Below are 14,066 nucleotides of genomic sequence, written 5' to 3' on the forward strand. Positions count from 1 at the left end.
AAGTGCGCCCGGAGCGGGCGGTGTCCGGGCGCAGGCGGCGTTAGCGGCCTGCGCCCGGGTCGAGCTTCTCGTTGTCGGGGTTATGCCCGACCGAAGGCGAGTGCGACGTTGTGCCCGCCGAAACCGAACGAGTTGTTGATTGCGTACTCGATTTCGCCACGGCGAGGTTCGCCGTGCACGACGTCGAGATCGATCTCCGGATCCTGGTTCTCCAGGTTCAGCGTCGGAGGGACGATGCCCTCGCGGATGCTGAGCACTGTCAGGACCGACTCGAGCGCACCCACAGCGCCGATCGAGTGACCGAGTGCCGACTTCGGTGCGTACACCGAAGCGTGGTTGCCGACCGCCAGATTGATGGCGTTGGCTTCGGCGGTGTCACCGATCGGGGTAGCCGTTGCGTGGGCGTTGACGTGCGTGATGTCTGCCTTCGTCAAGCCCGCGGTCTGGATTGCGCGGGTCATGGCGCGTGCTGCGCCGCGGCCCGTCGGATCCGGTGCGACCAGATGGAATCCGTCGGACGTGATGCCTGCGCCGAGAATGCGAGCGTGAATCGTCGCGCCACGGGCACGGGCATGTTCCTCGGACTCCAGCACCATCAGTGCGCCGGCCTCGCCGAACACAAACCCATCGCGGTCCTTGTCGAACGGACGCGAAGCAGCCTTCGGATCGTCGTTGCGGGTGCTCATCGCACGCATCATCGTGAATGCGGCGATCGGCACAGCGTCGATATGTCCTTCGACGCCACCGGTCACGACGATGTCCGCGTCACCCATCACGATCATCCGCCAGGCGTTTGCGATGGCTTCCGATCCCGACGAGCACGCCGACACGGGAGTGATAACGCCGCCGCGGGCCTCGAGCTCGAGCCCGACGACCGCGGACGGTCCGTTCGGCATGATCATCTGCACTGCCAGCGGCGACACCTTGCGGTATCCGCCGTTCTTGAGCTTGTCGACAGAGTCGATGAGTGCGTCGCCACCGCCGAGCCCGGTGCCGATCGCAACGGCAAGCCGATCCTTGTCGACCTCCGGGCTGCCGGCGTTGCGCCACACTTCGCGGCCGAGGACCGTGGCCATTCGTTCGACGTAAGCCAGCCGCCGAAGCTCGACCCGGCTGAGCAGAGACTCTGCCGATACCTTGAGCTTTCCGCCGATACGCACTGGAAGGTCGTACTCATCGACGAAGGGGTCATCGAGCAGGTCGATGCCACTTTCGCCGTTGAGAAGGCCCTTCCACGTTGCGTCGACGTCACCCGCGATCGACGTCGTCGCGGCCATGCTGGTCACGACGACACTGGGGAAGTTCCCGTTCTTGGTGGAAGGAATGGTCACGGTTTTGCTCACTCGTCCGTAGCGGAATCGAACTTTGCGCGGAGCTCTTCGGCCAGGTCAGCGTTCTCGGCCTCGAGCTTCTGGATGTACTTGACGGTGTCGCCAACGGTGCGCAGGCTTGCCAGATCCTCGTCCGGGATCTTCACGCCGTACTTGTCTTCGGTCTGCACTGCAATCTCGACCATGGAGAGGGAATCGATGTCGAGGTCGTCGACGAACGACTTCTCGATTGTCACCTCGGACGGCTCAATGCCGGTGACTTCCTCGATGATCTCGGCGAGAACGGCAATGATTTCTTCTTCGGTGGCGGCCACTTAATGGCTCCCTTCCTGTAGTTCCATATGTTGTGTCGACTTTTTGCGACCGATAGTTACCGGTCGCGCTACGGGACGCACTCTGGGCGTCTTGCGTTGCGCGCAGAATCCTGCGCGCGCAATCTAGCCGAACCCTGGAAGCTCTGCGACGGCGGCTAGGTCGCCGGGCTCCTTCAGCGCAAGGATCGGGGTTCCACGCATTTCCCGCTTCGCGATTCCTGCCAGCGCACCGGCCGGCGGGAACTCCACGAGTGCGGTCACTTCGGCGGACTTGAAACTGGCCGTGCACAGGTCCCAGCGAACCGGTCGGGTCACCTGAGCTGCCAGCTTGGTCAAGGCATCTGCGCCCGAAGACACGGCCTGTCCGTCGAAGTTGGACAGTAGCGTGCGAGTTGGGTCCAGTGGGGTGATCTTCTCCGCAGCCGCGGTCACAGCGTCCTGTGCAGGTGCCATGAACTTGGTGTGGAACGCCCCTGCCACCGTCAGCGGTCGGATCCGAGCCTTTTCCGGCGGATTCGCGGCAAGCTCGGCGAGTGCGTCGAGCCGACCTGCCGCAACGATCTGTCCGGCTGCATTCCTGTTTGCCGGAACCAGATCCAGCTCCGCGAGCCGGGCGAGCACTTCTTCCTCGTTGCCGCCCAGTACCGCGGACATTCCTGTGGCTTCCAGCGCGCACGCCTTGGCCATTTCAGCTCCCCGGATCGCGGCGAGCAGTATTGCGTCGTCTGCCGAGATGACTCCCGCGATTGCGGCCGCCGCGAGCTCACCGACCGAGTGGCCGGCCACGACGGTCGTCTTGGGCGTCAGTCCGCGTGACTCGAGTTCTTCGAATGCGAGCAACGCGGCTGCGACGACAAGCGGTTGTGTAATCGACGTGTCCGTTATTTCCTCGGCCGTTGCAGTGGTACCGAGGCGAGCAAGATCCAGGCCCGATGCCTTGGACCACAGCTCTAGTCGTTCACTGGCACCGGGGAGCTCGAGCCAAGGGCTGAGCATTCCGGGGGTCTGTGAGCCCTGTCCGGGCGCAAGCAACGCGATCACGTCTTAAGGGAACACCCTCCACCCCCGGATCAGAGATGTTGTTGACCATGAACCTTGTGGGGCTGTTTTGTTTGGTTCCAACAAAGTCGCACGAAAACAGGCTCCATCGGTCGAAACGCTCGGGTGTTACGTGCCAAATTCTCCAAATGGGACAGATGTGACTGAAGAGGTAGAAGCTCGCAAATCGTTACGATTTTGCGTCAGTCGACCCACTGTTGAGGCGACGCGAAGTACGTATGCATCCCGTGGATTCATCGGGTCGCGACCCGTGATCTCTGCGATTCGTTTCAAACGGTAACGAACGGTATTTGGATGAACAAACAGTACGCGTGCGCAGGTTTCGACAGCCCCGCCGCAGTCTAGATACGCATCGAGGGTGTCCGCAAGGGCTGATCCGGCCGCCACAAGAGGAATCACCAAATGCTCGTTCAGAGTAGTCACAGCAGCCGGATCTCCGAGTAAGGCGCGCTCGGGAAGCAACTCTGCCGCGTTGACCGGACGCGGCGCCCCGCGCCACCCGGAGACCGCTGCCATGCCCGCAAGCGCCTCGGTAGCGCTCGTATGCGCGGCGCTCAGAGTCCGGGTGGTGGGACCGATGACCACCGGCCCATCGGAGAACGCGCCGAGCAGGTCGGTCAGGAACGTGACGCTCGCCGAGCCCTCGTGCAATTCGCCGCTGACGACCGTCACAAGACGCGAACCCTGCACCACCGCGAGCGCGGCCCGGCCGTGCTTCTGCGCGATCGTGTGCATGAGGCCGACGACGAGGACACCCTGGTCCTCCGGCGGTGTTCCGACGAGAACGGTGGCGGGGGCGGTGGCATCCCAGTTGAGTGTCGCGGCGCGCGACAACATGTCCGACCCGGTGTCGCCGCGCACGACGGCGTCGACCACGAGCGCCTCGAGCCGCGTATCCCACGCGCCGCGAGATTCCGCCGCACTCGCATAGACCGAGGCTGCAGCGAAGCCGAGCTCACGCCCGTAGCGCAGGACCGCCTCCGTCAATGCGACAAGCTGGCGATCGTTTCGGGCCAGGGCGGGCAGATAGTGCTCGAAGAACTCCATCGCGACTCGGACCATGTCCACGGTTTGGCGCAATGTCAGCCTGCGTGCGAGGTCCTGTGGCCCCTGGAAGGCGTCCAAACTGAAACGGATGTCGCTTTCCGGATTCTGTAGCCACTCGAGAAAGTTGACGACGGCTGTCTGCACGAGCATCTGGACGCTTGCCCGCTGATGCGCATCGAGGTCCGCGAAGAACGGGAGCTGATCCTGCATCGACGTCACGGCTTCGGTCGACAACCGGCCCGAGAACTGCTTCACGCGCCGCAGCAGAGTGTCCGGCAGCGGGTCGCGATTCTGTCGCGCGGGGGAGAGAGCAGCTACCGGCAGGTATACCTCGGTCTCCGAGCTGGGCTCGACGTCCTTGCGCCCGGTCGGCGGTAGTTGCTCGGCCATGACAGAAACCTACGCTCCCCACTTCTGCGGGGAGCGTAGGGACCTGCGATCGGTGCTCACGCGTCGCCGGGCTCCGAGGTGTCCTCCGGTGCTGCGAGGACGTCGTCGATGCCGTACTTCGTCGCGGCCTCCACCGCCTTCGACCTGTCGACCTCGCCGCTGCGCGCGAGCGCGGCGAGAACAGCGACGGTGATCGACTGCGCGTCGATGTTGAAAACGCGTCGCGCGGCAGTGCGCGTGTCGGAAAACCCGAATCCGTCGGCACCGAGGGTCGTGAAATCGCCCGGTACCCACTGCCTGATCTGGTCGGGGACCAGCCGCATCCAATCCGATGCCGCGACGTACGGTCCCTCCGCCGCACTCAATATCTTGGTGACGTACGGGACTGGCGGGTCGGTGCCGGGATCGCGCAGGGCGAGCCGCTCGGATTCGACGCCGTCGCGCCGTAGCTCGTTCCATGAGGTCACCGACCACACGTCTGCGCTCACACCCCAGTCTTCGGCGAGCAACGCCTGAGCGCGCAGGCCGTCCGGCACGATGACGCCGGATACCAGGATCTGGGCCTTCGGTCCGTCGGTGGTTCCGGCCTTGTATAGGTAGATGCCTTTGAGGAGTCCCTCGATGTCGAGATCCTCGGGCTCGGCAGGCTGCTGATACGGCTCGTTGTAGAGGGTTATGTAGTAGAAGATGTTCTCGCCGCCGAACCCTTCATCGCCCTCGGTGCCGCCGAACATCCGGCGCAGGCCGTCCTTGACGATGTGCGCGACCTCGTACGAAAAAGCAGGGTCGTACGCGACGACGGCGGGGTTCGTCGCTGCAAGGGCTTGGGAGTGGCCATCGGCGTGCTGCAGGCCCTCGCCCGTCAGCGTCGTCCGGCCGGCGGTGGCGCCGAGGACGAAGCCACGCGCCATCTGGTCGGTCGCCGCCCAGAGCCCGTCACCGGTCCGCTGGAAACCGAACATCGAGTAGAAGATGTACAGCGGGATCATCGGCTCGCCGTGCGTGGCGTACGACGTGCCCACCGCGGTGAACGACGCCGTCGATCCCGCCTCGTTGATGCCCTCGTGCAGGATCTGGCCGATGGTGGATTCCTTGTAGGACAGCATCTGCTCGGCATCGACCGCGGTATAGAGCTGACCGTTGCGGTTGTAGATCTTCAACGACGGGAACCAGGAGTCCATACCGAAGGTCCGGGCCTCGTCGGGGATGATCGGCACGATGCGCTTGCCGATTTCCTTGTCCCGCAACAACTCTTTCATCACGCGGACGAGTGCCATCGTCGTGGCGACCTGCTGCTTGCCCGAACCCTTGCGAACCGTTTTGTAGACCTCGTCACCTGGGAGCTTCAGCGGCTTCGCCGCGGTACGACGCTCGGGCAGGAAACCGCCGAGCGTGCGACGCCTGTCCAGCATGTACTCGATCTCCGGTGAATCCATTCCGGGGTGGTAGTACGGCGGCAGGTACGGATCCTTCTCCAACTCGGCATCGCTCACCGGAATTCGCTGCAGATCGCGGAAGTCCTTGAGATCGTCGAGCGTCAGTTTCTTCATCTGGTGCGTCGCGTTGCGGCCTTCGAAGTGCTTGCCGAGCGTGTAGCCCTTGATGGTCTTGGCGAGAATGACCGTCGGCTGACCCTTGTGCGCCAACGCGGCGGCGTAGGCGGCGTGCACCTTGCGGTAGTCGTGGCCACCACGCTTGAGGTTCCAGATGTCGCCGTCGGACAGGTCCTTGACGAGTTCCTTCGTCCGCGGGTCGCGGCCGAAGAAGTGATCGCGGACGAACGCGCCGTCGTTGGCCTTGTAGGTCTGGAAGTCGCCGTCCGGCGTCGTGTTCATCAGGTTGACGAGCGCACCGTCGCGGTCCTTGTGCAGGAGCGCGTCCCATTCGCGGCCCCAGACGACCTTGATGACGTTCCAGCCCGCGCCGCGGAAGAACGACTCGAGTTCCTGGATGATCTTGCCGTTGCCGCGGACCGGTCCGTCGAGACGCTGCAGGTTGCAGTTGACGACGAAGGTGAGGTTGTCGAGCCCTTCGGTTGCGGCGACATGCGTGAGACCGCGTGACTCCGGTTCGTCCATCTCGCCGTCGCCGAGGAACGCCCAGACGTGCTGATCGGACGTGTCCTTGATGCCGCGGTCTTCGAGGTAGTGGTTGAACCGGGCCTGATAGATGGCGTTCATCGGGCCGAGGCCCATCGAGACGGTCGGGAACTCCCAGAAATTCGGCAGCAGGCGCGGGTGCGGGTAGGACGGGAGCCCACCACCCTTGCTCGCGTGGCTGTATTCCTGGCGGAAGCCGTCCATCTGCTCGGCGGGGATCCGGCCCTCCAGATAGGCCCGGGCGTAGATGCCGGGGGAGGCGTGGCCCTGGATGAAGATCTGGTCGCCGCCGCCGGAGTGGTCCTTGCCGCGGAAGAAGTGGTTGAACCCGACCTCGTACAACGCTGCCGACGACGCGTAGGTCGAGATGTGGCCGCCGACGCCGACGCCCGGGCGCTGTGCCCGGTGGACCATGATTGCCGCATTCCAGCGGATCCAGGCCCGGAAACGGCGTTCGACCTCTTCGTCGCCGGGAAACCACGGTTCGTTCTCGGTGGGGATCGTGTTGACGTAATCGGTGGAAGTCAGCGCTGGAATCGAGACGTGCTTCTCGCCGGCTCGCTCGAGCATGCGCAGCATGAGGTATCGAGCTCGCGCCGGACCGGACTGATCGAGCAGCGCGTCGAACGACTCCAGCCACTCACTTGTCTCGTCCGGATCGATATCCGGAAGATAGGATGCAACGCCTTCCCGAATGACGCGAACTCGGCCGTCGGACACTGCGCCGTTGCCGCGGCGCGATCCCGGTTGTGCCGCCGAATTGGCCTGCCGGGCTGACGATTCCTGACTCAGATCGGACAACACTGCTCCCTTGCTGACGGCACGCGGTCGGCATGCGCTCCTCGTGCTTGTCCGGATGCGGACGCCACACTTTCTACAAACTCGGGTCGCTGTCCATCCTTCCGCATCATGTGCGTTCGGTCAGCAACTAGCCCAAACCCGACCCCGGTTATCGCGTTCCGATGGCAATCAAGGCAAACTTCCGTCAAGATCGAACCTCGATGTGGGTTTCGGGCGCCAATTCGGGCTCGCAGCTTGCGTTTATGGCTTTGACCATGTTCGCTTTCACTACTGATGCCCATAGATAGGGAGGACACCACCGTGGTCGCCGCGGCGGACGCGCAGAATTACGCTCAGAAGCTTGGTATCTCGCACGACATGGTGGTTCAAGAGCTGGGGTGGGACGAGGATACCGACGACAATCTGCGCGCCGACGTAGAAGACACGATCGGCGGTGAGTTGGTCGACGAGGACTCGGACGAGGTTGTCGACGTCGTCTTGCTCTGGTGGCGAGACGGCGACGGTGATCTCGTGGACGAGTTGATGGATGCCATCGTCCCGCTTTCCGACGACGGATTCGTCTGGGTGCTCACACCGAAAACGGGGCAGCCAGGCCACGTCGAGCCGAGTGAGATCGCAGAATCGGCTCCGACCGCCGGGTTGACGCAGACCTCGGCCGTGAACCTCGGTGCCTGGACAGGTAGCCGGCTGGTGCAGCCGAAGGCCCGCGCACCCAAGCGCTGAGCCCGCTCGTACAACGGGATCAGCAGATCCAGGTAAGGACGTCTCATGACGCTAGAGGTTGGTTCGACGGCGCCCGACTTCACGCTGAAGGATCAGAACAACCAGAAAGTCACGTTGTCGGACTTCCGTGGGAAGAAGAACGTGCTCCTGGTTTTCTATCCGCTGGCGTTCACGGGCACTTGCCAGGGTGAACTGTGCAAGGTTCGTGACGAACTCCCGAAGTTCCAGAACGACGAGAGCGAGATCCTCGCGATCTCGGTCGGGCCCTCGCCGACGCACAAGATCTGGGCTGCAGAGCAGGGCTACACCTTTCCGTTGCTGTCGGACTTCTGGCCGCACGGGGAGGTTGCCCAGGCGTACGGGGTTTTCAACGAGAAAGCCGGTTTCGCCAACCGCGGCACGTTCGTGATCGACAAAGAAGGCATCGTTCGCTTTGCCGAGATGGTCGGTCCAGGCGAGGTCCGCGACCAATCGATCTGGGAAAAGGCACTCGCGACTCTGGTTTCTTGAGCCACAGCGTTTTTCGGCGGCGTACGATTCTCGCGAAACGCGAGTCGGGAGTAGGTACGCACATGTCGGGTGGACGCCTTTCGGCGGCTTTGCGATACACGATCTGGCCGGTTGTCGGTGCGCTCTTCGTCGCTGGATGTGGGGCGAGTAGCGACGGCGGCGGACCGACGTCGGCAGCGTCGAAATCGGCAGACACCAGTTCGGCTTCGGTGACGCTCGACTCGGCGACCGTCGCAACGCTCGATCGGACAGTCGCCGATGCCTTCGCAAGTTCCGGACTGCCGGGCCTGGCGGTGTCGGTGTGGATCGGCGACGAAGAATGGGCGCAGGTCCTCGGCGTCGCCGACATCGCGTCGAGCAAGCCGTACGAGAGCGACGACCACGGCCGAATCGCGAGTATTTCGAAGACCTTCACTGCAACGGCAATCCTGCAACAGGTGGGGGCGGGAAAGCTGGCGCTCGACGACACGCTCGAGTCGTTCGTTCCCGGCCTGCCCAACGGCAGCAAGATCACTGTCCGCAATCTGCTCGACATGACGTCGGGTCTGTACGACTTCACCGCCGACGAGGCTTTCAATGTCGCCTTCGACGCCGATCCGGTCATGCCCTGGACGCCGCAGCAGGCAGTCGACATCGTCAAAGCACACCCGGTGGACTTCGAGCCCGGCGCGAAAACCGTCTACTGCGACAGCAACTACATCCTGCTCGGCCTGATTCTCGAGAAGGTGACGGGTCGCACGGCTGCCGCCGTGATCAACGACGACGTCGTAGCCAAGCTGGGGATGTCGGGAACCAACTTCCCGACCGGCAACACCGTGCCCGAGCCACACCCGACCGCGTATCTGCCCGACCCGAACGACCCCGGTAAGCCGCTCCGGATCGTCGACGACGTCAACCCGGCGGTCGGGTGGACCGCGGGCGCAATGACGTCCACCATCGAAGACCTGAAGCTGTGGGCGAAGGAACTGACAGACGGCTCGCTGCTCACGCCGGAGCTGCAGCGAGAACGGTTGGCCAGCAAGAAGATCGACGGTATGCCAATCAACCTCGGCTACGGACTCGGCGTCATGACGATCAACGACCTCGTCGGTCACAACGGCGCGATTCTCGGCTATTCGTCGATCGTCCTGCGGCTGCCCGAAGCGGACGCGACCTTCGTCGCGATCGGCAACGCATCGACGGACTCGACCACGGTCACCACAGACATCGTCCTGAAGTTGATCGAGCAGCTTTATCCGGAGCAGCTGAAGTAGCGCGCCTCGTCCTCGCCGACTGTGCAGTTGTTGTCGGTGGTTCTCGGCTTTTGCAGCGGTAAGTGCACTCTCGGCGGGTTTGCGGGGCTGTGACCAGCGGTTTGGGATAAACGGCGGCGTCACGATAGATTGTTGAGCCGTACCGGAGCCAATCCGGTCCGGGCGTATAGCTCAGTGGTAGAGCTCTGGTTTTACACACCAGCGGTCGGGGGTTCGAACCCCTCTGCGCCCACCCGCGATTTACACTGTTTTCCCTGGTCAGACGCGAATCTAGGTTCCTGTTGGCCACATTTTGGCCACATTTGCGCGAGAACGGGCCTCGCTCAGTGCCGTGGCCACCCGTTCGAGATCGTCGTCGAACAGGTCCGCGTACACGTCGAGCGTCATCGCAGCGGACGCGTGCCCGAGCATCTTCTGCAGCGCTTTGACGTTCGCGCCGGCCGAAACTGCGAGGCTCGCCGCGGTGTGCCGCAGGTCGTGGGGAGTGACCTTCGGCAGATCGGCGGTGGCAACAGCGCGGTCGAACCATCCCGATACGTTGTGCGGTCTCGACATGTGGCGGCCATCGTCGCCGGGGAACACAAGATCGTCACGCGTCTTGTTCTCGCACTCTCGAGCCAGATACGGCACCAGGAAATCAGCGAGCGGCACCGTGCGCCGTTTGTGGCCCTTTGTCGTGCCCACGATGATTTGGCGGCCGACCGCTACGGCGTTCTCGTCGATCGTTGCGCGTCGCCGTAGGAGGTCGAGGTCGCGCACACGCATCCCTGTGGCCTCGCCCCAGCGCAGGCCCGTGTACGCGAGCAGCAGCACCAACGCGGCGTGCTCGCCGCACTCGTGCGCGAGCGCGGCGACTTGCTCGTGCGTCAGATATGTCGGCCGCTTGCGTTGCTTCCGTGGCAGTTTGAGCTTGCGAGCTGGGTTCGACGGGATGAGCCGGTCGCGGACCGCGGTATCGAGGATCGACGCGAGTACGCCATGTGTGCGAATCACGACTGTCGCGCCCAGTGGCTTGGTCGTGTCGTTGCCACGGGATAGGTCCGCGATCCACTGTTGGACCGCTGACGGGCGAATGTCGGCCAGTTGGACTGTTCCCCATCGTGGTTCGACTCGGAGCCGCCACGCGACCTCTACGGGTGCGTACGCGGATGGTTTCAGGTGGGCTTGGCGTCCGAGCCACGCGGGGCCGAGTTCGCCGACTGTCGTGCGGCCGTCGCTAGGGGAGATGTACTCGCCTTTGAGCTTCGATACTTCGACCGTCGCCGCGTACGCTTGCGCGTCGCGTTTGGTCGTAAAACCACGCTTCTGTGTCTGGCGGCGATCCGGATCGCGGTAGCGGACGCGGTACCGCTTCCCACTTGCTGTCTGATAGCTCTCGATCGTTGCCATCTACTCGTCCTCGTCATTAAATATGGAAGCGGTACCGACTCCTGTCCGCCACTTGACCGTCGAGCCATCGGTTTCCATCTGCAAGCTGAGTACGGGCGGTTCTTGGGTCCGGGCTGACGACACTGACCAGCGCGCACCCCTGCCGAGGTGAGCCGGCAACGAGTTGGTCGCGAAATCGATGTTGCCGCTGCGGCCGTGAAGCGATCGCATTCCCATGAAGAAGTACCACGCGTCTTTCAGCGAAATGCTCTGTGCGTTAGTGAGCGTTACCTCGTCGTCGAGGTTCTCTGCTTGGGGAATCAACAGAGTGTTTGGACTCACGTCGAGTGCGATCGCGAGCGCGACCAGGTCGTCTACGTCGATGCGGCGGGCACCGGTCTCGATCTGGCTCAGCGTGGGATAACTCAGCGGTCGGTCACCCTCCGACATCTGTTGCGAGAGTTCGCGAAGCGTGATTCCGCGATCTCGTCGGATTCGCGCGATGTTTGCTCGCGCGGTTTCTCCCGACGGGCCTATTTCGACCTTCCTTGTTGCCATGATCGAAACAGTAGTTCGGTACTTGTTGAATCTCCATAGAGCGAGTATGAAAGAACATGACCCAAACAGATGTTAACAAGGTCACAACGGACGAGGAAGGAATCGTATGAGTCAGTCGGCTCTCAGGAAGCCTCTAGCCACCCCGCGCGAAGTGGCCGAGTATCGCCGCGTGACAGAAACGCAGCTCGCGCAAGAGCGGTACAGGGGCTGTGGCCCAAAGTTCAAAAAGCTGGGGAGAAAGGTCTTTTACGACTGGTCCGACGTCTACGCGTGGGTGGATTCGCACACGCTGCAGCGCACAGACCAGCGGCCGGTGGCCTGAAATGTCCAGCGATCAGAAAAGTGCCCCCGGAGCGGCGGCAACCGCATCCGAGGGCGATCAGAACACAATCCCCGCGAAAGGAACCAGTTCCATGTCCACAATATCCCCGACCCACGACGAATCGTTAACAACCGCCCTTCATGGTTACTGCGCACCGTTCTGCCTTGCGGACGGCCCAAGTTCAGGAAACTTCAGCCACAGCCCGTACTGCGAGGGCCCTGCCTACCGCGTCGTCGCTGAGGCAGAACCACAACTCGAGCCCGCCGGCATCTACGTCAAACCAGTTCGTCCGTACTTGCATGGCACATTCCCGCGCGACGTCGTCCGAGCGCACTTCAGGAGGGAAGTCGGAGTGCATATGCGGCTGATCGTCGATGGCGTAATCCACGTAAACGACTCTGACAAGGGACATCCGGAAGTTGCCGCGACGATGACTACCGATGCTGCGAGATCTCTTGCCCGCTACTTGAATTGGTGCGCCGACGTTGCGGACCAACTGACAGGGAACCTCAACACCTCACGCAACCGTCGGGAACGTCGGGAACGTCTTCACCGGGGGGCGTGATGATTAAGTCTCGCGTCCGTCTGGGCGGCTACCAGAACAAGGCGAACCCACACCGCGGCGATGTGATCGTGTCGGCCGACGACCACGGCGGAATCGAGCTGCACTTGCGTAACGCAAGTGCAGCCCCCAACCACTGCCGTAACAGCAGCAGTTGCTCGTGTCACGAGAGCAACCACACGCGTAACGCGTGTGGTTGCCGACTGACGTTCGACGAAGCCGAGGACGTCGCGGCCGCGTTGCGCGATATGGCACTCGTAGTGCGCGCAAGGTCCGGTGTCGGATTCGTGGAGGTGGCGTGATGCTCGGTTTGATCAACGGCGACCCCAACGGCGACCCCAACGGCGACCCCAACGACGGCCCAGCAGTAGAGCTCGCCGAAGCCATCGGCGGCGAACAATTCATCCGAGTTAGATACGGGCAGTTCATACTTCGCCTGGACGTGACTGAGGCCGTCGATTTGGTCGACGGTGTTGTATCGGTGCTCGCGCAGATCGATACCCCAGGGGGCGATGCGGCATGAAGAAATGTCGATTGTGCCGAAAACCGACCGACCGCAGCGGGCACCCGTATGACGAACTGTGCGCAGACTGCGACTACTGCGCTCGGTACGGGCACGTCGACCAGGGCGACTGCTCACGATGCGGATACCCCTCATATGTGCCGCCGCAACGGCTATGGACGGAGCGGCTGGCGTAGATGGCCGGATCACAACGCTTCGCGTGGCGTCGGATGGTGGTGCGAGACCCGCACCTCTCCGACGCCACGCGTCGCGTTCTCCTAGAGCTCGAGTCTTACGCCGACAAGGACGGGAACAACGCCCGACCGGGCGTCATGAAGATGGCCGAGGCGCTGCGAACTGAGGGCGGAAAGCACGGCCACCTCTCGGAGCGAACCGTCCGGACCGGCCTCGCGCACGGTGTCGATCGCGGTCTCATCGAGCTAACACACCGTGCGCCGAGAGGTCGCGGCAACCGTCGCGCCGATGTGTACCGGATCGTCCTCCCCCCTGAAATAGAGGCAACCCAGACTGCCGGTAATACATACCCTGAGCCACCCCCTGAAATAGAGGCAACCCAGACTGCCGGTAATAAGACCGGTAATACCGGCAATCGTCGCGATAAATACCGGCAATCTGACCCCCTAAATACCGGCAACCCAGACTGCCAGCCACCAGTAGGTACTTACGTACCACCAGATCCTTTTCCACCAGAGGGCGATCTCACGTTTGGTAACGCGTACGCGCGCGAGGAAGAGAAAGCCGACCCCATCGACGTCGTCGTCATCGATGACTCGCTCGGTGCCCTCTTCGGGAAAGGCGACGCGGCCCAGCAACCGCAACCCGAGCCGACCCCCAAACCCGCGATCGAAATCCCCACCCTGCCCAACCCCTACGACGACCCTCTTGGCTGGATCGACCGACAACTCCAACAAGGGTTCCTCAAAGGCGAACGCGACCGCGCAGAACAACTACTCACCGAAGGACACAGCTACGGCGACGTCCGCTTCACCCTCATCCGCGAACGGCGACCCGGCAAACGACGCACCTACGTGCCACGACCGTGCAGCATGTGCGGCTCACTACCGAGTGACCCGAACGAGAAACGCTTCCATCAAGCCCAAGACGAGGAACCAGTCCAATGTTCGATCTGCCACCCCGAGCAGGTCGAAAAAAAACGCAAGAGCTACGCCGCTCAGTTGCTCGAGACGACGGAGCAGAAATGAACTC

At 62.9% G+C, this 14,066-nt stretch carries 13 protein-coding genes and 1 tRNA gene; 7 read left to right on the top strand and 7 right to left on the bottom strand.

Annotated features, from left to right (window positions below):
• Window positions 1-80 precede the first annotated feature (80 nt).
• From JGU72_RS09095 to aceE, 5 genes are all read right to left on the bottom strand, one after another.
• Window positions 81-1,331 carry a KasA/KasB family beta-ketoacyl-ACP synthase gene (locus JGU72_RS09095; protein ID WP_199683492.1) on the bottom strand — a complete coding sequence of 417 codons (1,251 nt, stop codon included), beginning with the start codon at window positions 1,329-1,331 and terminating at the stop codon, window positions 81-83.
• Window positions 1,332-1,339: 8 nt separating this feature from the next.
• Window positions 1,340-1,645 (bottom strand): meromycolate extension acyl carrier protein AcpM, encoded by a 306-nt coding sequence (gene acpM, locus JGU72_RS09100; protein WP_199683493.1) that lies wholly within the window; start codon window positions 1,643-1,645, stop codon window positions 1,340-1,342.
• 123 nt (window positions 1,646-1,768) lie between these two features.
• Window positions 1,769-2,686, bottom strand: a complete 918-nt coding sequence (locus tag JGU72_RS09105; protein WP_199683494.1) for an ACP S-malonyltransferase — start codon at window positions 2,684-2,686, stop codon at window positions 1,769-1,771.
• 126 nt (window positions 2,687-2,812) lie between these two features.
• Complete coding sequence (locus JGU72_RS09110; RefSeq protein ID WP_199683495.1) at window positions 2,813-4,141, bottom strand: PucR family transcriptional regulator; 1,329 nt, start codon at window positions 4,139-4,141, stop codon at window positions 2,813-2,815.
• A 56-nt stretch (window positions 4,142-4,197) separates the two neighbouring features.
• Complete coding sequence (gene aceE / locus JGU72_RS09115; protein WP_199683496.1) at window positions 4,198-7,041, bottom strand: pyruvate dehydrogenase (acetyl-transferring), homodimeric type; 2,844 nt, start codon at window positions 7,039-7,041, stop codon at window positions 4,198-4,200.
• A 300-nt stretch (window positions 7,042-7,341) separates the two neighbouring features.
• On the opposite strand from aceE, the gene JGU72_RS09120 reads away from it, so the two are divergent.
• The 4 genes from JGU72_RS09120 to JGU72_RS09135 all read left to right on the top strand — a co-directional run bounded on the left by JGU72_RS09120 (window position 7,342) and on the right by JGU72_RS09135 (window position 9,759).
• Window positions 7,342-7,764 (top strand): DUF3052 domain-containing protein, encoded by a 423-nt coding sequence (locus JGU72_RS09120; protein ID WP_199683497.1) that lies wholly within the window; start codon window positions 7,342-7,344, stop codon window positions 7,762-7,764.
• A gap of 45 nt (window positions 7,765-7,809) precedes the next feature.
• A complete protein-coding gene (locus JGU72_RS09125) occupies window positions 7,810-8,274 on the top strand; it encodes a peroxiredoxin (RefSeq protein ID WP_199683498.1) in 465 nt (154 codons plus the stop codon).
• Between the two features lie 62 nt (window positions 8,275-8,336).
• Window positions 8,337-9,527 (top strand): serine hydrolase domain-containing protein, encoded by a 1,191-nt coding sequence (locus tag JGU72_RS09130; RefSeq protein ID WP_199683499.1) that lies wholly within the window; start codon window positions 8,337-8,339, stop codon window positions 9,525-9,527.
• 160 nt (window positions 9,528-9,687) lie between these two features.
• A tRNA-Val gene (locus JGU72_RS09135) sits at window positions 9,688-9,759 on the top strand.
• A gap of 38 nt (window positions 9,760-9,797) precedes the next feature.
• On the opposite strand, the gene JGU72_RS09140 is transcribed toward JGU72_RS09135, so the two are convergent.
• Both JGU72_RS09140 and JGU72_RS09145 read right to left on the bottom strand, forming a co-directional pair.
• Window positions 9,798-10,916 carry a site-specific integrase gene (locus JGU72_RS09140; RefSeq protein ID WP_199683500.1) on the bottom strand — a complete coding sequence of 373 codons (1,119 nt, stop codon included), beginning with the start codon at window positions 10,914-10,916 and terminating at the stop codon, window positions 9,798-9,800.
• Complete coding sequence (locus JGU72_RS09145) at window positions 10,917-11,453, bottom strand: helix-turn-helix domain-containing protein (protein WP_199683501.1); 537 nt, start codon at window positions 11,451-11,453, stop codon at window positions 10,917-10,919.
• Between the two features lie 886 nt (window positions 11,454-12,339).
• On the opposite strand from JGU72_RS09145, the gene JGU72_RS09150 reads away from it, so the two are divergent.
• The 3 genes from JGU72_RS09150 (at window position 12,340) to JGU72_RS09160 (ending at window position 14,062) form a co-directional block, all read left to right on the top strand.
• Window positions 12,340-12,639, top strand: coding sequence for a hypothetical protein (locus tag JGU72_RS09150; RefSeq protein ID WP_199683502.1), 300 nt, complete (start codon window positions 12,340-12,342; stop codon window positions 12,637-12,639).
• Window positions 12,639-12,860, top strand: a complete 222-nt coding sequence (locus tag JGU72_RS09155) for a hypothetical protein (RefSeq protein ID WP_199683503.1) — start codon at window positions 12,639-12,641, stop codon at window positions 12,858-12,860. The genes JGU72_RS09150 and JGU72_RS09155 overlap by 1 nt, the downstream gene beginning before the upstream one ends.
• 176 nt (window positions 12,861-13,036) lie before the next feature.
• Window positions 13,037-14,062, top strand: a complete 1,026-nt coding sequence (locus tag JGU72_RS09160) for a helix-turn-helix domain-containing protein (protein ID WP_199683504.1) — start codon at window positions 13,037-13,039, stop codon at window positions 14,060-14,062.
• The last annotated feature ends 4 nt before the right edge of the window (window positions 14,063-14,066 follow it).

The sequence above is a fragment of the Antrihabitans auranticaus genome (assembly GCF_016481275.1).
Taxonomy (GTDB): Bacteria; Actinomycetota; Actinomycetes; order Mycobacteriales; family Mycobacteriaceae; genus Antrihabitans.